15 protein-coding genes are annotated in these 15,941 nt (G+C 63.4%); 11 read left to right on the top strand and 4 right to left on the bottom strand.

Annotation, left to right across the window (positions count from 1 at the left end; all coding sequences use genetic code 11):
* The first annotated feature begins 166 nt into the window (after positions 1 to 166).
* From ACZ5GQ_RS03745 to ACZ5GQ_RS03725, 5 genes are all read left to right on the top strand, one after another.
* Positions 167 to 334 (top strand): DUF3311 domain-containing protein, encoded by a 168-nt coding sequence (locus ACZ5GQ_RS03745; RefSeq protein WP_498857362.1) that lies wholly within the window; start codon positions 167 to 169, stop codon positions 332 to 334.
* Complete coding sequence (locus ACZ5GQ_RS03740) at positions 331 to 1,830, top strand: sodium:solute symporter family protein (RefSeq protein ID WP_498857289.1); 1,500 nt, start codon at positions 331 to 333, stop codon at positions 1,828 to 1,830. The genes ACZ5GQ_RS03745 and ACZ5GQ_RS03740 overlap by 4 nt, the downstream gene beginning before the upstream one ends.
* Positions 1,831 to 1,935: 105 nt before the next feature.
* A complete protein-coding gene (locus tag ACZ5GQ_RS03735; protein WP_498857288.1) occupies positions 1,936 to 3,633 on the top strand; it encodes a zinc-binding metallopeptidase family protein in 1,698 nt (565 codons plus the stop codon).
* A 45-nt stretch (positions 3,634 to 3,678) separates the two neighbouring features.
* Positions 3,679 to 4,845 (top strand): pyridoxal-phosphate-dependent aminotransferase family protein, encoded by a 1,167-nt coding sequence (locus ACZ5GQ_RS03730; protein WP_498857287.1) that lies wholly within the window; start codon positions 3,679 to 3,681, stop codon positions 4,843 to 4,845.
* A 55-nt stretch (positions 4,846 to 4,900) separates the two neighbouring features.
* The gene (locus ACZ5GQ_RS03725; RefSeq protein WP_498857286.1) at positions 4,901 to 6,079 is read left to right on the top strand and encodes an MFS transporter; all 1,179 of its coding nucleotides are present in this window, start codon (positions 4,901 to 4,903) and stop codon (positions 6,077 to 6,079) included.
* 97 nt (positions 6,080 to 6,176) lie between these two features.
* Here ACZ5GQ_RS03725 and ACZ5GQ_RS03720 read toward each other — a convergent pair whose 3' ends face one another.
* From ACZ5GQ_RS03720 to tldD, 4 genes are read right to left on the bottom strand one after another with little or no spacing between them, the layout of a single operon-like run.
* Complete coding sequence (locus tag ACZ5GQ_RS03720; protein ID WP_498857285.1) at positions 6,177 to 7,838, bottom strand: SLC13 family permease; 1,662 nt, start codon at positions 7,836 to 7,838, stop codon at positions 6,177 to 6,179.
* A gap of 12 nt (positions 7,839 to 7,850) precedes the next feature.
* Entirely contained in the window at positions 7,851 to 8,348 is a 498-nt protein-coding gene (locus ACZ5GQ_RS03715) for a hypothetical protein (RefSeq protein WP_498857284.1), read from the bottom strand.
* A gap of 48 nt (positions 8,349 to 8,396) precedes the next feature.
* Positions 8,397 to 9,656, bottom strand: coding sequence for a TldD/PmbA family protein (locus ACZ5GQ_RS03710; RefSeq protein WP_498857283.1), 1,260 nt, complete (start codon positions 9,654 to 9,656; stop codon positions 8,397 to 8,399).
* A gap of 4 nt (positions 9,657 to 9,660) precedes the next feature.
* Positions 9,661 to 10,995, bottom strand: coding sequence for a zinc metalloprotease TldD (gene tldD, locus ACZ5GQ_RS03705; RefSeq protein WP_498857282.1), 1,335 nt, complete (start codon positions 10,993 to 10,995; stop codon positions 9,661 to 9,663).
* Between the two features lie 83 nt (positions 10,996 to 11,078).
* Here tldD and gcvH point away from each other — a divergent pair, with 83 nt between their 5' ends.
* The 6 genes from gcvH (at position 11,079) to ACZ5GQ_RS03675 (ending at position 15,847) form a co-directional block, all read left to right on the top strand.
* The gene (gene gcvH / locus ACZ5GQ_RS03700) at positions 11,079 to 11,504 is read left to right on the top strand and encodes a glycine cleavage system protein H (RefSeq protein WP_498857281.1); all 426 of its coding nucleotides are present in this window, start codon (positions 11,079 to 11,081) and stop codon (positions 11,502 to 11,504) included.
* Positions 11,505 to 11,517: 13 nt separating this feature from the next.
* Complete coding sequence (locus tag ACZ5GQ_RS03695; protein ID WP_498857280.1) at positions 11,518 to 12,195, top strand: AIM24 family protein; 678 nt, start codon at positions 11,518 to 11,520, stop codon at positions 12,193 to 12,195.
* Positions 12,196 to 12,298: 103 nt separating this feature from the next.
* Positions 12,299 to 14,050, top strand: a complete 1,752-nt coding sequence (locus ACZ5GQ_RS03690) for a succinate dehydrogenase/fumarate reductase flavoprotein subunit (RefSeq protein ID WP_498857279.1) — start codon at positions 12,299 to 12,301, stop codon at positions 14,048 to 14,050.
* Positions 14,051 to 14,062: 12 nt separating this feature from the next.
* Positions 14,063 to 14,554, top strand: a complete 492-nt coding sequence (locus ACZ5GQ_RS03685; protein ID WP_498857278.1) for a succinate dehydrogenase/fumarate reductase transmembrane subunit — start codon at positions 14,063 to 14,065, stop codon at positions 14,552 to 14,554.
* An 11-nt stretch (positions 14,555 to 14,565) separates the two neighbouring features.
* Positions 14,566 to 14,925: a succinate:quinone oxidoreductase gene (locus ACZ5GQ_RS03680; RefSeq protein WP_498857277.1), complete on the top strand. Its 360-nt coding sequence runs from the start codon at positions 14,566 to 14,568 to the stop codon at positions 14,923 to 14,925.
* Positions 14,926 to 14,935: 10 nt separating this feature from the next.
* Positions 14,936 to 15,847: a succinate dehydrogenase/fumarate reductase iron-sulfur subunit gene (locus ACZ5GQ_RS03675; RefSeq protein WP_498857276.1), complete on the top strand. Its 912-nt coding sequence runs from the start codon at positions 14,936 to 14,938 to the stop codon at positions 15,845 to 15,847.
* Positions 15,848 to 15,941 lie beyond the last annotated feature (94 nt).

The raw sequence follows: 15,941 nt of genomic DNA, 5'->3' as shown, positions 1-15,941 counted from the left end.
GAGGGCTTTCGCAGGGAGGGGCGAGTAACACCGGAAAATGTATACAGCCACAGCCCGTTCCCACTGAGCTAACACTTAAATGCCTGAGGCATAGGGTCAGCCCAAGGCGAGGTGGCGGTGATGGAATGGGAATATGTAGGGGCGCAGGGGACGCCTCTTAGAGGCGCTGCTCCTCCTGGCGCCCCTGGTAATGATACTCCCCGTGCCCCTTTACAACAGGGTGTCCCCCGAGCTCCTGGGGATGCCCTTCTTCTACTGGTACCAGCTGGCCTGGCTCCTTGTCCTCAGCGCCTGCCTGGCAATAGCCTCCAGGTGCGGGGTGAGCCCAAGGTGAACGCCGCGGAGCTCGCCATGTTCACGGCTACCGTGGCCGCCCTCTCGGCCCTTGGGTTCCTTGGGCGCCGCTTCAGGAGCGCTGGCAGGGGGCTCGAGGAGTGGGCCATAGCCGGCAGGAGGTTTGGGCCTGTCATCGTGTGGTTCCTGCTAGGCGCCGACGTGTTCACCGCATACACTTTGGTCAGCGTGCCGTCGCTGGCCTTCGACTCAGGGGCCATAGTTTTCTTCACCATACCCTACGCCATCACGTTCCTGGTTGCATACGTAACCATGCCAAGGCTCTGGGCCGAGGCCAGGAGGAGGGGGCACATAACCGCGGCGGAGCTCGTGGCTGACGCCTACGGGAGCAGGGCCCTGGGAGTCGCGGTGGCGGCCACAGGCATAGTGGCTGTGCTGCCCTACATGGCTGTGCAGATAGATGGCATGAGGGCTGTGCTCGAGGTCCTGCTCCAGGGCCTCTCAAGCCCGGGCCTTGTGTCTGAGCTCTCCCTGCTGCTGGCCTTCGCAGTCCTGGCGGCCTTCACCTACAGGAGCGGCCTCAGGGGCTCGGCCCTGGGCGCCGTGCTCAAGGACTTGCTCCTGTGGCTCACGGTCGTCGTCATGGCCGTGGTGGTGATATCAGGCGTCGGGGGCTTTCAGGGCCTCTTCTCAGGGCTCTCGAGGGACCCGCTGCCCACTGGCACGCTGACCCTCAGGGGCAGCCTATACGCCGACTACCTCAGCCTGGCCGTGGGCAGCGCCCTGGCCCTCTACCTGTACCCGCACGTGATCAACGGGGTCATGAGCTCCCAGTCGCCCAAAACCATAAGAACATCCACGGCGCTGCTGCCGCTCTACGTAATAGCTGTGGGCATATTCTCTTTCCTGGGCTTCGCCGCCTACCTCATGCCGGAGGTTCTCAGGTTCGTCTCCCAGTTCCCGGCGTCCCAGAGGGGGCTCCTGGTGGTCCCAGCCATGGCACAGCTCCTCCTCCCAGGCCCGCTGGCCGCGGTGGTGCTGGCAGGCATATTCATAGGCGGCATGGTGCCAGCCGCGATAATGGCCATAGCCCAGTCTAACCTGCTGGTGAGGGGGATAGTGAGGCCGTTGGCGAGGCTCAGCCCGGAGGGCGAGGAGGCCACGGCCAAGTGGGCCTCGGTCTTCTTCAAGTTCCTGGCCCTCGGCTTCGTCTTCGTGACCCCGCTGACCTACGCCATCCAGCTCCAGCTGCTGGGCGGCATAATAGTGCTTCAGACCCTGCCCCCGGTGACGCTGGGCCTTGTCATAAGGAGGCTTGACCCCAGGGCCCTCCTGGCCGGCCTCCTGGCTGGCCTGGCCTCGGGCGTCTACATGACCCTGCTCGCCAACAGGTTCGGGCCCATAAGGACCACCTCGATAGCCGTTGGAGGGGCGCCCATCTTCGTTGGCCTCATAGCACTTGCAGTCAACCTGGCAGTTGCCCTGGCGGGCTCCGCAGTTGCCCTCATGGCCAGCAGGGGTCCCAGGGCAAATTAATGAACGGCGGGCCTGGCGAGGCCAGCGAGGGCGCGCAGCAACGCATATCTTGTTCATAGCGCCCTGCCAAGGCGGTGAGGAGGGCTGAGCCTAAGGACTGAGGACGTGGTCAGGGCCCTGGGCCCCGCCATAAGCGACCACAGGGCCATGAGGGTCCTGGCCTCGCTCACGGCGTACAACAGGGTCCAGGGAACCATAGAGCTAGTCGACGCAGCCAAACACGTGCAGGAGGTACTCCTCGAGGAGGCCGGGGACTCGCTCGAGGTGGAGCTTGTGAAGTTCGGGGGGACTAACGTCCCGGACTGGGTGTCCTCGCCCACCGGGTGGGCAGTTCATGACGCCAGGGTCAAGGTTGAGGGGGGCCAGGAGCTGACCCTTGAGCTCCACCCCACCCTTGCGGCTGCCCACTCGCCGCCGGGCAGCGCTGAGGCGGAGGCAGTGGTGATTGACAGGTACTGGTGGAGGCCGGAGTCCTACTCGTCAGCTAGGGGCAAGGTCGTGGTGAGCCCCGGCGATCCATACATAGTATACAGGTTAGCCAGCGAGGCAGGGGCCGTGGCCGTTGCGCTCTACAGCGAGTCCGCCCCGCCCGACGCGGTGCCCTACAAGAGCCTCTTCCTGAGCAGGGGCGAGGCCGCCAACAGCACCCTGCCCGCGGTCTCAATACCAAGGTCCATGGTTGAGCCCCTGAGGTACGGCAGGAAGCTCTCGGTAACTGTGGACTCCGACGTGAGGAGGGACCCCGGGTTCCCCATAGTAATAGCGTGGCTGGGCGACAAGGACGGCAAAGGGCCCGCCGCCATGGCCCACGTGTGCCACCCCACGCCAGGGGCCAACGACAACGGAAGCGGCTCCGCCTCCCTGGTAGAGGCGGCCGTGGCGATGTCAAGGCTCATAGACAGGGGGCAGCTGCAGCAGCCCGAGGCCACCGTGAGGTTCATCTGGATGCCCGAGTACACTGGAAGCGCTGTGGCCCTGACCAAGACGCTCAAGGGGCAGGTGACGCAGCTCCTCAACTTTGACATGGTGGGGGTCGAGCCCGGGGACGGCAACGGCCCCCTGAGGGTCGTCGCCAGCAGCCTCTCAGCCCTGGGCCAGGCTGACGCGGCCCTCTACGAGGCCTCGGAGGCCTCGGCCGAGCTCCTTGGCTTTGACTCGCTGAGGCTCGTGCCCTACGAGGGGGGCAGCGACCACGACGTGGCCTCGGCCCTGGGCGTACCGTCAGCCATGCTGAACGGCTGGCCTGACTTGAACTACCACACGGACCTCGACGACCTTGACAGGGTGTCGAGGCGCATGCTAAGGCTCTCGTCGCTTATAGCCTCCTCCTCGCTCTACATGTTGGCCAAGTCGCCCCCGGACCCAGCTGCGTTTAGGTCAAGGCTTATCTCCACGGTCTCGCAGAGGCACTACCTTAACGGTGACCAGGCGGCCGCCCTACTTGCGGGCAGCCTGATGGCCAGGGCGCTGGGGGTCCAGGAGGTCTCCAGCGCGCCCGAGGGCTGGCCGCCCAGGGTTGACGCTGTGGTCAAGGCGAGGCCCCCCATGGTTGAGGGCCCAAGGACCATAGCCAGGAGGTCGCTCGACGCCGCCATAAGGGTTGAGGAGCTCCTGGCCACCTCGGGGCCCATGGCCAGCACGGTCTACCTCAGGGAGGGCCTCATGCTGGCCACGCCCGAGAGGCCCCTGGGGGAGGTCATAGCGCTGCTGGCCGCCGAGTACGGCACCGCCTCGGTCTCGGCGGAGAGGCTCACTGACCTAGTGAACCTCCTGGCCGACGTCAAGATCATAGAGCTGGGCTGAAAGTTCAGCAAGCCGTTTTTACTTAAAGGGACCCAGCTGCCCCCTGTGGAAGCCTTGTTCACTGAGAGGCTCATAATGACCCCTGGGCCCACGGAGGTGCCGTACAGGGTCATGATGGCCATGACGAGGCCTGAGACCAACTCCGACCTTGACCCTGACTTCCTCAGCTTCTACCAGGACCTCAGGTCCAGGGCCTCGAGGCTCTTCGGGGCCTCAAGGTCAAGGGTTTACCTGATGATAGGAGAGGCCATGCTGGGCCTCGAGGCGGCCGTGGCCAACCTGATATCGAGGGGGGACAAGGTGATCGTAGTTGACAACGGCGTCTACGGCGATGCCTTCGCGGACCTGGTAAGGTCCTACGGAGGGGTCCCAGTCAAGCTGGGCGCCAGCTGGAGGAGGGCAGTGGACCTGGGGGACCTCGAGAGGGCCCTTGAGAGGAACAGAGACGCCGTGGCTGTTACCGTGGTTCACTGCGACACCCCGTCAGCGATGCTGAACGACCTGGCCGGCGTGGCCAAGGTGGCCAAGTCCTTTGGCGCGCTGGTAATAGCTGACGTGGTGTCAACCATAGGGGCTGTGCCGCTTCAGGTTGACAGCTGGGGCGTCGACATAGCCATAGGGGGCAGCCAGAAGGCCCTCAACGCCCCGGCCGGGGTCACGCTGATGAGCGTGAGCGAGGAGGCCATGGAGAGGGCCCGGAGGGTCGGCTACCAGGGCTTCTACATGAGCCTCCTGCAGTGGGAGTCGTGGCTTGACTCCAAGGGGGTGTTCCCATACACGGTTAGCGAGCCGCTCCTCTACGCCGTTTCTGAGGCCATAAACGTAGTGCTCGAGGAGGGCCTTGACGCCGTGTACTCAAGGCACCTGGCCGCCAGGAGGGCGGCGTGGGCCGGCTTTGAGGCCCTCGGGCTCAGGCACTACCCAGACCTCATGGAGCACAGCTCGCCCACGGTGACAGCCGCTGAGGTGCCGGAGGGCGTTGACGAGGCCAAGCTCAGGGACCTGGCCTGGAGGAAGTATAACACTATGATAGCGGGCAGCTGGGGGCCCCTGCAGGGCAAGGTGATAAGGGTGGGCCACATGGGGGTCCAGGCCTCGCCCGAGAAGCTGGCAAGGGCGTTCCTGGCGCTTGGGAACGCCATGAGGGACCTGGGCCTCAGGGTGAGCCCTGAGGAGGCCGCCAGGGCCGCCCTGGAGTCCTTCAGGTACTGAACGTTCAGCAGGCCGTTTTCCTTCAGGGGCCCCTGCGCTAGGCCTGGTGTCAAGCTTGGACAGGAGGCAGGGGCTGGTAATAGCGTCAACCACTGTGTCAATGATAGTCTACGGCCTCGTGCTTGGCCTGGTGCCGGTGGCAGCCATATGGTCCTCGGCCCCCTCCTGGGCAGTGACGGCCATGTACCTTACTATACCCGTCGGGACCCTGGCGGGCAACCTGATCATAGGGAGGCTGGCTGACATCATAGGGAGGAAGCCGTCGTTCATAGTGACCCTGGCCCTCTACGGGGTCGGCTCCCTCATAACGCTGCTGAGCGTCAGGGGCAGCATCTACGCCCTGCTGGGCGGCCTCGCCGTGGCCCAGGTGGGCCTGGGGGGCGAGATGCCTGCCATGCTTGCCTACCTGGCCGAGGTGATAGAGGAGAGGTGGAGGGCCGCGGCCCTCATACTGGTGACTGACGTGTCAAACCTAGGGGTCCTGGTGGACGGCCTCATAATGATGCTCTACCAGGGCAGCACGATACCTGTGTCGGCGGCCGTCGACGCCCTGGGCGCAGTGCTCGGCGTAACAATAGCTGTCATACTGGTCATGAGGTTCATGATGCCTGAGTCGCCCGAGTGGCAGTCCGTGCCGAGGGAGTCGAGGGGCAGGGTTACTAGCCCAGGGGAGGGGCCAGGCATAGCCTTCAGGGTGACGGCCCTCACAGCATTCGTTATAGCGACGGCCCTGACGTACGCCTTCCTGGCCCTGACCATAGGCCCCTACCTCTTCCCCTCCAGGACTGGGCTGCTGCTCGTCATCTATAACGTAGGCGAGCTGGTAGGGGGGCCCGTGGCGTTAGCAGTGTTGCCCTGGGCCAGGAGCAGGGGCCTGGCCCTGATAAGCTACCTGGGAGGGGCCGTGACCATGGCTGCGGCCGCGGCCATGCTTGGGCTCCTGGCCAACAGCTTCGCGCTGTTCGTCTACATATTATTAATAAATGGAGTGTTCGGCGAGATGGCCTGGGCAGCCAGGGTCCTCCTGGAGCCCCTGGCGTTCCCAGTGCACTACAGGGGGACGGCTATAGCCATAGTCAGGGTGGTCCCCTACGCCCTCTACGCGGCCTCGGTCTTCTACCTGGCCAACGTTACCACGGGCGAGTACATGCTTTACAACGTGGGCCTCTGGGCTATAGGGGCGGCGGCCGGGGTCGCATGGTACCTCAGGGGGCCTGAGGTGTACAGGCATTAAAGGGCCCCCGGCTAACAGGGAGGGCGCGCGATGAGGAGGATGCACCTCTGGAGAGCCCCGGGGGCGGCCGTGACCGGAGCACGAGCTGCCTGAGCGCCTAGAGCAGGTGCAGCATGAGGGCCGTTACCACAATTACTGTGGCGGCCACGGGCACGCCGGCCTTGGCGAAGTCCCTGGGCGTGTAGCCCCCGGCGGAGTAGACCACCAGGTTGGCGGGGTGCGAGAACGGGGTTATGAACGTCGACGACGCCGCCATGGAGAGGGCTATTACTGCTGTCAGCGGGTGGGGCGAGCTTATCGCCAGGGGCCCAAGTATTATGGCTGAGGCCACGTTGCCCACCAGGTTGGCCAGGACGACGCCTGCAAGCATTAGCAGCAGGGGGGAGGAGGCCAGGAAGCTCATGGCGCTCCCCAGCCCTGAGCTGACCAGCGCCTCGCCCATTGAGAGGTAAGTGCCCACGAAGACTATGGCTGGCCAGTCAACGTACAAGTAGACCCTCCTTAGGGAGCCCGGGTGGGGGAGTACTGAGAGGAGGGCCCCTGCCAGGAAGCTCAGTGCCATGTTGAGCCCTGCCGCCGACGCCGCCAGGGCCACGGAGAGGCCAAGGAGGCCCGAGGCGGCCGCCCTCACGTTAAGCGACCTGACGGGCGTCGTGGTCAGGGGGGTGAGCCTGAAGGCCTCAGCGGCCTGGGCCACGGCCTTCTCCTCGCCCTCGACAAGCACTATGTCGCCCGGCGACAGGGCGTAGCTCCTTATGCTCCTGAGGCTGTTCCTGGTGGACACGCCAACCACCCTGACGTCCCTTAGCCTCATGTTGACCTCATAAACCGTGTCGCCGACCACCGCGGAGTCCCCGGTGACCAGGAGCTCGTAGAAGGGCCCCTGGCCCAGCTCGGTCCTGAGGCCCTTGGCGCTCATTATTACGGGCAGCCTGTCCCTCTCCACGGACAGTATGAGCCTGTCCCCCGCCCTTATGGTGTGCCTTGAGTATATTGAGAACCTCCCCCTCAGCAGCCTTATCCTGGCCCCCAGCTTCTCCTCAGCCTGCCTTATGGTGAGGCCAGCCAGGTCGCTCCCCTCCTCAACGCTGGCCTCTATCAGTATCTCATGCCTTCCAACCGCCTCAAGGCTCGGGGCCCCCTTCACGCTGCCCTTGACCAGCAGCGGCACCAGGGCCACGGCCACCCCGAGGCCCGCCAGGGCGGCGGCGAGGCCAACAGGAAGAGTGGAGAACACCCCAAGGGGCCTCCCGAACCTCTGGGTCCAGAGGCCCTCAAGGACTATGTTTGATGACGTGCCGATTATGGTATACCTGCCGCCCAGTATGGCAGCGTAGGAGAGGAGCATCAGGTACCTCGAGGCGGGCCTCTTCATGCGCGAGGCGACGCTGTAGACTAGCGGCATAAACATGAGGGTCAGGGCCACGTCGCTCACGAAGCCGGAGCTTAGGAGGGAGATAAGCAGCACTATGACTATTACCAGGAGGCCTCCCCTGACCCTCGAGGCTATCCTGTCACCTATGACGTCCAGTACGCCTGAGTCAGCGACAACCCCAGCTATTATCATGGCCGAGGCCAGCACTATGACCGCCACCGAGGACAGGTTTGAGAGGGCCTGCGAGGGGCTCACCAGCCTCAGGGCGACCAGGGCCAGGGCCGTTAGGACCCCAACTATGTCGTGCCTCAGCCTCCTTGAGACGAGGAGGGCCACGGAGAAGGCTAACACTGCGAGGGCCTCGTAGGCCTTAGCTGTGAGCAAGCGCAGCACCCTCTAGGGCACTGTGACCTCGTATGTGGCGGTCTCGTTGGCGGAGTCTACTACTACCATGTAGACCTGCTCGCCGGGCCTGAAGGGCACGCTGTCGCAGCTGACCCAGACCCTGGCGTCGGAGTAGTACTTCATGGTTATGTTCAGGCCCCTCTGGCAGGCCACCGTGCCGTTGGGCCACCTCAGCGCGGCGTAGGTGAGGGTCACGTTAGGGGCGCCGTCGTAGAAAACTATGGCGCTCACGTTGAGCTTACCGTCAGCGTTGATGGGCACGGCCTCTACGAAGACCAGGAATGAGGGGGCGTAGGTGGTAGTCGTTGATGACGTGGTCGTTGCAGTGGTTGTAGTGACCGTCTCCTGAGATGACGTCGCAGTGGCGCGGGCCGTGGTCCTCGGGGCCCCGCGCTGCCGCGGCTGGGACAGGGCGTAGTAGCCGGCTGAGAACATGGCGACGAGGAATATGGCTATTACTATGGCTGCGAAGGCCTTGGACAGCGCCAACCCTTACCCCTGGACTGCGAAGGCCCATTAGTTAAAAAATCGCTTAGCTCAGGGCGAGAGCCTGAGGCCCTTCACAAGCAGGGTGCCGCTGACCACCCTCCCGAACCTTGACCTGTCAGGCGCCATGCCAACGACTCCTCCCAGCAGAGACCTGAGGTCCCCCGAGAGCACGAACTCCCTGAGGCCCCCCTCGGAGTCCCAGGCCAGGGCGGCGCTCACGGCGAACTCGCCCGTGTCGAAGTTGCTCGTGTGCACCCCCTGGACCTGGTCTATGAAGACCGCGTCTCCCAGGTCGCTCTCCGAGGGGGCGTCGAGCACCAGGTAGCTCATTGATATCGAGGGCAGGGTCATGAATGTCCTCCAGGAGGAGTGGGTGTTGTCGCCGCCGGCCTTCCTGGCCCAGAACGTGTTTGACAGCGGCGTCCTGAAGGTGCCGGACTCTATGAGCATCACCTCCCTCGTCGGGAGGCCCTCGCCGTCGAAGGCCCTTGACCACGCCCCTCCCGGCAGCCTGGGGTTGTCAACGGCTGTAACCCTGCTGCCGACGAAGTCCCCCGGCCTGAGGGGCGACCTGCCCCTGTAGACGCTCTCAAGGCTCACTGCATGGTTGAGCAGGGGGAACAGGAGCTCCGATATGGCCTTAGCGGTAAGGGCCACGGGCCTGTCAACGGACTTAAGCGGGCTCCTGGTCCTCGTAAGCTCCACCTTCCTCTGGAGCTCCCTCATGAAGGAGTCCACGCTCACGCCCCTGGCCACCCTTGAGTCGCCGTACTCGTAAACCTCGGGGCCCACGTAGCTCTCGCTCATGTAGTTGCCGGTCGCCGCCGCCCCCACGAAGGAGGTCGTGGAGCTCACGTCGATGCCCTCTGTGTTCTTAACCACCACTGACGCCGTGCCTCCCCACGCCCTGGCGGAGATTATGTTCAGCCCCCCGCCAGAGTAGGAGAGGACCGCCTCCATGAAGCCCCTGAGCAGGTCCCAGGGCTCCTCGAGGGAGCTGTCGTAGGAGTCCTCAAGGGGGCTGACGGGCTCCGGGCCTGGGAGGGCGTTGGCCGGGTCAGGCTGCGTGGCCTCCATGGACGAGAGGGCCATGTTGACGAGCTCCTCAGTGCACCTGTTGGAGTAGGCGAAGCCTACCCTGCCGTCCTTTATCACCCTGAGGCCGCAGCCCTCCTCCACGTAGGTCATGCCGTACTGGCTCATCTTCTCCCACGAGAGCTCCACGGAGCGGGACCTGACGAACATGACCTCAGCCTGGGCGCCCGCGGCCGAGGCCCTCCTGAGGAGCTCGTCAAGGCTCAGCTGCACGCTCTCACCCCACCTTGAGCTTCGACACCCTGACGTAGGGTCCCCCGGTGCCTACGAAGACGCTCTGGCCCGACTTGCCGCAGACCCCAGGCCAGACCCTGAAGTCCCTGGAGACCCCGTCTATGTTGCCTATGGTCTCTATGGTGTAGCCAGCTATCCCGGCCCCCCTTATGGGCTCCCTCACCTCGCCGTTGACCACCCTGTAGCCCTCCTGTATGCCGAACTGGAAGGTGCCGTCGCTGCTCGTCTGTCCCCCCATGACTGACTCCATGAGGAAGCCGTCCTTTATGTCCTCAAGCAGCTCGTCCAGCGTCATGTCGCCCGGCTTGAAGTAGGTGTTCCTCATGCGGACTATCACGCTGCTCCTGAAGTCCTCGGCCCTCCCGTTGCCCGTGGGCTCCTCGCCCAGGGAGGCGGCGTACGACCTGTCGTTCATGAACTCCCTCACGACGCCGTTCTCTATTATCTTGACCTCCCTCCCCCTCACGCCCTCGTCGTCATAAGGGGTTATGCCTATAGCCATGGGCTCGTCGAGCTGGGGCGAGTCGGAGACGTTGACGAACTCGGCCCCTATCCTCTTGCCCCTCAGCTTCCCCAGTATCCCGTTAACCGCCAGGTCAGCCTCCGCCAGGTGCCCCAGGGCCTCGTGGGCGAACACGCCAGAGACGTCGGGGCTCAGCACGACCTGGTACTGCCCAGGCCTCACAGTGACCCCCCTGAGCTGGGCCCTGAGCCTCCTGAGCAGGGTCTCCACGAGCTCGTTCACGTCAAAAGCCTCAAGGGCGTAGCCCAGGTAGGTCGAGGCCGAGGCGTAGGCGGAGGCCACCACGTCGCCCTCTCGGGCCACGGCGGTGAGCGATATCCTTGATATTGAGTAGCTGAGCTCCAGGTCCCTGCCGTCGCTGCTCCAGTACCCCTTGTCGTACTGGACGTGGGCGTAGCTGACAGTAATTGACCTGACCCTCGGCTCCGCGGACCTGACCTGCTCCCTGACCTTCCTCAGCTCGTTCATGACCTCAGGCGGGTCCCTGTCAAGCGGGTACCTCTCGCTGACCTTGACCCTGTCCCTCAGGGGGCTCAGCAGGTAAACCTTGGCGTTCCCCTGGCCAGAGGCGGACCTGACGGCCTCCCTGGCAGCCTCGGCCGTCACCTCAGAGGAAGTCGTGTAGTAGCCCCAGGAGCCGTTGACCAGCGCCCTGAGGGCGTAACCCTCGGAGATGCCGTAGTTGTTCACCAGGTCCCTGGCCTCGCTGCTGGTGACCACCAGCGTCTTGGCCCTGTAGTACCTCAGGTCTGCGAAGGAGTGCGCAAGCCTAAGTGCCTCGTCTATGACCTCCACTTCCCCGCGCCTGCCCCTAACCTTAGTGTTGCCAACATTTAAAGCATTAATATTTGCTGGGGCACCAAGGCCCGGTGTTGGGCTTGGCAAGGTACCAGGTGACCGTGGGTAAGACCACCTTCACGGTTGACGACTCCCTCCTCTACACGGCCAGCGACGAGTGGGTCAAGGTGGAGGGCAGCTCCGTCAGGGTTGGCATAACTGACTACGCCCAGAGGCAGCTCAAGGACATAGTTGGCGTTGACCTGCCGAAGGTGGGCCAGGAGGTCCAGGAGAACATGGACCTGGCGGTGCTGGAGTCCGTCAAGGCCACCGCCGAGGTCTACTCGCCGGTGACGGGCGTCGTTAAGGAGGTTAACGAGGCCCTGCTCGACAGGCCCGAGCTCATAAACAGGGAGCCCTACGACGGCGGCTGGATAGCAGTGATAGAGGTCAGGGGGAGCCTGGACAGGTCCAAGTTCCTGGACCACGCGGCCTACGTGAACAACGTGAGGTCAAGGGCCAAGTGAGCGGGTGTGGCCCTTGGCTAACTTCCAGGTGATAGGCGGCGACCTGCAGAGGCTCCTCATAGAGCTAGGCGACGGGGACAGGGCCTACGCCGAGGGCGGGCACCTGATATGGAAGTCAAGCACTGTCAGGATGAGGGCCTCCCTGCAGGGCGGCCTGCTGGGGGGCCTCAGGAGGCTTGTCACAGGCGCGACCTTCTTCGTCCTGGAGCTCGAGGGCCCTGGCCAGGCCATGCTCTCGGGCTTCGCCCCGGGCTCAATAATAAGGCTCAACCTGGAGCCGGGCAGGTCGCTGCTGGCCGAGCACAGGTCCTTCCTGGCGGCTGAGAGCTCCGTGAAGTACGAGACAAAGCTCGTGGGCCTCGGCTTCGGCTGGCTGGGGGGCGAGGGCCTCTGGATGGCCAAGTTCGAGGGGCCCGGGGCCGTGTTCCTGCACTCCAGCGGGGCCGCGCAGGAGATAGAGCTGGCCCAGGGCGAGAGCATCGACGTTGAGGCCGGCCACCTCCTGGCCATGGAGCCCACGGTTAAGGCCAGGGTCTCCTTCACCGGCGTCAGGACCATGTTCTTCGGCGGCGAGGGCATATGGATGGCCCACCTAGAGGGGCCCGGCAGGGTCTGGGTTAGGTCAATAAGCAGGCAGCAGATGATAATGGGCCTCATGCCTGAGATAGCGGAGCTGATAAGGGGCTCCTAACGAAGGCTTGAAGCTTAAGATAAGGCCTAGGTATTTGATTTTTAACCTTCTGGGCCAGTCTACAGTCAGGTATCCAAAGCCTGTGAGCTAGAGGCGGGACTGAATGCCTGTGGAGACCATATATCACGATGTTGTAGTTATAGGGTCAGGCATCGCAGGGCTAAGGGCCGCCGTGGAGCTCAAGAGGAGGTACGGCGACAAGCTAAACGTTGGCATAGTGAGCAAGCTGCAGCTCATGAGGAGCCACAGCGTCGCCGCGGAGGGAGGCACGGCGGCGGCCCTCTACCCCCAGGAGGGGGACAGCTTCGCCCTTCACGCCTGGGACACTATAAAGGGCTCTGACTTCCTTGCTGACCAGGACGTCGTCTGGAACTTCGTCAAGCTGCTGCCAGAGGAGATACTGCTCCTGGACCACTGGGGCATGCAGTGGTCGAGGAGGCCTGACGGGAGGATAATGCAGAGGCCCTTCGGCGGCCACAGCTTTCCTAGGGCCACAATGGCCGCAGACAAGGTAGGCCACGCTGAGATGAGGACGCTTTACAACAAGCTTCTCCAGTACGACGGCTGGGAGAGGTACGACGAGTGGTTCGTCACGGACTTCATAATCGAGGACGGCGTGTACAAGGGCCTCTTCGCCATAAACCTCAAGGACGGCAAGCTCTACATGTTCAGGAGCAAGGCGGCCATAATAGCCATGGGCGGCCTCGGCAGGCTCTACCCGTTCACGACCTACTCCCACACGGTGACAGGCGACGGGATGGCGGCCGCCTACAGGGCGGGCCTGGCCATAAAGGACCCCGAGATGGTCCAGTTCCACCCCACGGGCCTCGTGCCCAGCGGCATACTCATAACTGAGGGCGCCAGGGGCGAGGGCGCAGTCCTCAGGAACAAGAACGGCGAGAGGTTCATGGCTAGGTACGCGCCGAAGTTCCTCGACCTGGCGCCCAGGGACGTGGTCTCCAGGGCCATATACACCGAGTACCTCCAGGGCAGGGCCTTCATAGACGAGGTCAGCGGCATGCCCTACGTACTCCTCGACATGACTCACCTGGGCGAGGAGAAGATAAATGAGAAGCTGCCCGCCATAAGGGAGATAGGCATAAGGTACGTCGGCATAGACCCCGTCGAGGAGCCCCTGCCCGTGTTCCCGGCGGCCCACTATCACATGGGAGGCATCGCCACTGACATATACTACCGCGTCATGACGCCTGACCACAAGTGGGTCAAGGGCCTCTTCGCAGCGGGCGAGGCAGCAGCGGCCTCGGTGCACGGGGCCAACAGGCTGGGAAGCAACTCTACCGCGGAGTGCCTGGTGAGCGGAAGGATAACAGGGATACTTGCAGGGGAGTACGCCCTCAAGGTGGGCGAGCCCTCGAGCCCGGAGCCCGACGTTGCCAAGAAGGAGGAGGACTTCGTCTGGGGCCTGGTGAAGAGGGAGAGCGGCACGCCTTCGTACCAGGTGAGGAGGCAGATGCACAACATAATGATGAAGGACTTCTACGTCTTCAGGAACGGCACTGACATGAGCGAGGGCCTCTCGCAGCTCATAAAGCTCAGGGACTCCTACCTCAACGAGGTATACCTGGAGGACAAGGAGAGGATATACAACACTGACCTGGTGCAGGCCCTTGAGACGTACAACATGCTTCAGGACGCGGTTGTGGTTGCGGCCGCGGCGCTCAACAGGACCGAGAGCAGGGGGGCCCACTACAGGACTGACTACCCGAAGAGGGACGACGTGAACTGGCTTAAGCACACCATAGCCGTCAGGGACGCCAGTACGAACCTAGGCGTCGGCTTTACATACTGGCCAGTGACCGTAACCACCTGGAAGCCAGTGGAGAGGCACTACTGAGGGGTGAGCCCAATGGCTAGGGAGCAGAGCGGCGCGGTGGAGAAGGAGAACAGGCCTGGCTTCTGGAGGTCAAGCCTTAACCCCTGGACCGTGAGGACAAAGAACAACCCTGAGAGGGTCGCCTTCGTGCTCCACAGGGTCACGGGCTTCATAATCATTGCCTTCCTGCTGGCGCACATACTTGAGACTGACTCGCCCGTCTGGTCCCAGATAGTCTACCACGTGAACGGCTGGACCTTCTGGAACCACCTGATGTCAATTGAGGGCGGGCTTGCCTTCAGGATAGGCGAGTTCATAGTGGCAGGCGCCGTGCTCTTCCACGCGCCCAACGGGGTGAGGCTGCTGCTCACCGAGTTCTTCGGGGTAGGCATAGGCAAGCCCGGCGACCCGAAGCCGCCCTACGTGCCCTTCACCTTCACCGCGGCCCAGAGGCAGTGGCTCTACGCCGTTTTTGTGGTCTGGATAGTGCTCTGGATCATAGCTGGGGTGATAATATTCTCGTGAGGTGATGGGTTGTGTCAAGCGGCAGGGCCTCTAGCATCCAGATCTGGCAGTACATAACTGCAATACTCCTCATAGGCCTGCTCGGCTTCCACCTGCTGGAGAGGGTGCCGTGGATCTGGGGTGTGTCAACCATGGACCAGACGCTGACGGCGGCCTTCGTCTACAAGGACTACACGCACTTCGGCTGGGCCCTCCTGCTCCTGGCCTACGTGGCCCTGTTCCACGGCCTCAACGGCGTTAGGGGGATGCTGCTGGAGCTCAGGCAGGGCAGGCTCTACACCGCGACAATAAACGTCCTGTTCTGGATAGTGTTTATACTGTTCGCAGCCATAGCAACGATAACTGTAGTGAAGCTGCCCGCGTACCCGTGAGGTGAGAGCAATGGCAATGGACATAGAGGCCGCGAGGAGGCTTCCGCCCAAGCAGGTGACCATCAGGATAAGGAGGTACGACCCTGAGACGAAGAGGACCTGGTGGCAGGAGTACAAGATAGAGGCGCACAGGGGCATGACAGTGCTTGACGCCCTGCTTAAGATAAAGGAGGACATAGACCACACCATAGTTCTCAGGTACAGCTGCAGGCAGGGGATATGCGGCAGCTGCGGCATGGTGATAAATGGGACGCCGAGGCTGGCCTGCCAGACCCAGATAACTGAGGTCGCCACGGAGGCCAACCCGGTCATAACCGTTGAGCCCCTCTACAACTTCCCCGTAATAAGGGACCTCGTGACTGACTTCACCGACTTCTTCAACAAGCACAGGAGCGTGAAGCCCTACCTGATAAGGAACGACAGGGAGGAGCAGGAGAACCCCAAGGGCCAGTACGACATGTACCCGGACGAGTACCTTCAGATATACCAGTACACTAACTGCGTCTACTGCGGCCTCTGCTACGCGGCCTGCCCGGTGGTGGCTGCTGACCCTGAGTTCCTGGGGCCGCAGGCCCTCATGTACGCCCTGAGGTTCGTTAACGACGTCAGGGACGAGGGGTGGAAGGAGAGGTTCCTGATAGTTGACACGGAGCACGGCTGCCACAGGTGCCACTTCGCGGCCTCGTGCAGCGCCGTCTGCCCGAAGGCCGTCGACCCTGCAGGGGCAATACAGTCGCTCAGGAGCAAGCTGTTCAGGTTCAGGCTAGGGCTGTTCAAGAGGAGGGTTAGCAAGATAGTCAGCCCGCCGCCTGAGAAGGGCGAGAGGGTGCAGCTGCCTCCTGAGGCCACGCTGCTGCCCGGGGTTGACCTCAAGAAGCTCGAGGAGGAGCCGGTGGTCATCAAGCTGCCTGAGGACTACTGAGCGGCTAGGGCCCTTCTTTTCCTGGCCCCTCCGGGGCCTAAGCTCGCCTGTTTTTCTCCCCAGCTGCGGGGCGAGGGGGCATGCTAAGGCCCTG

Source organism: Caldococcus noboribetus (assembly GCF_055389385.1).
This window is presented reverse-complemented; position numbering and strand designations above follow the sequence as displayed.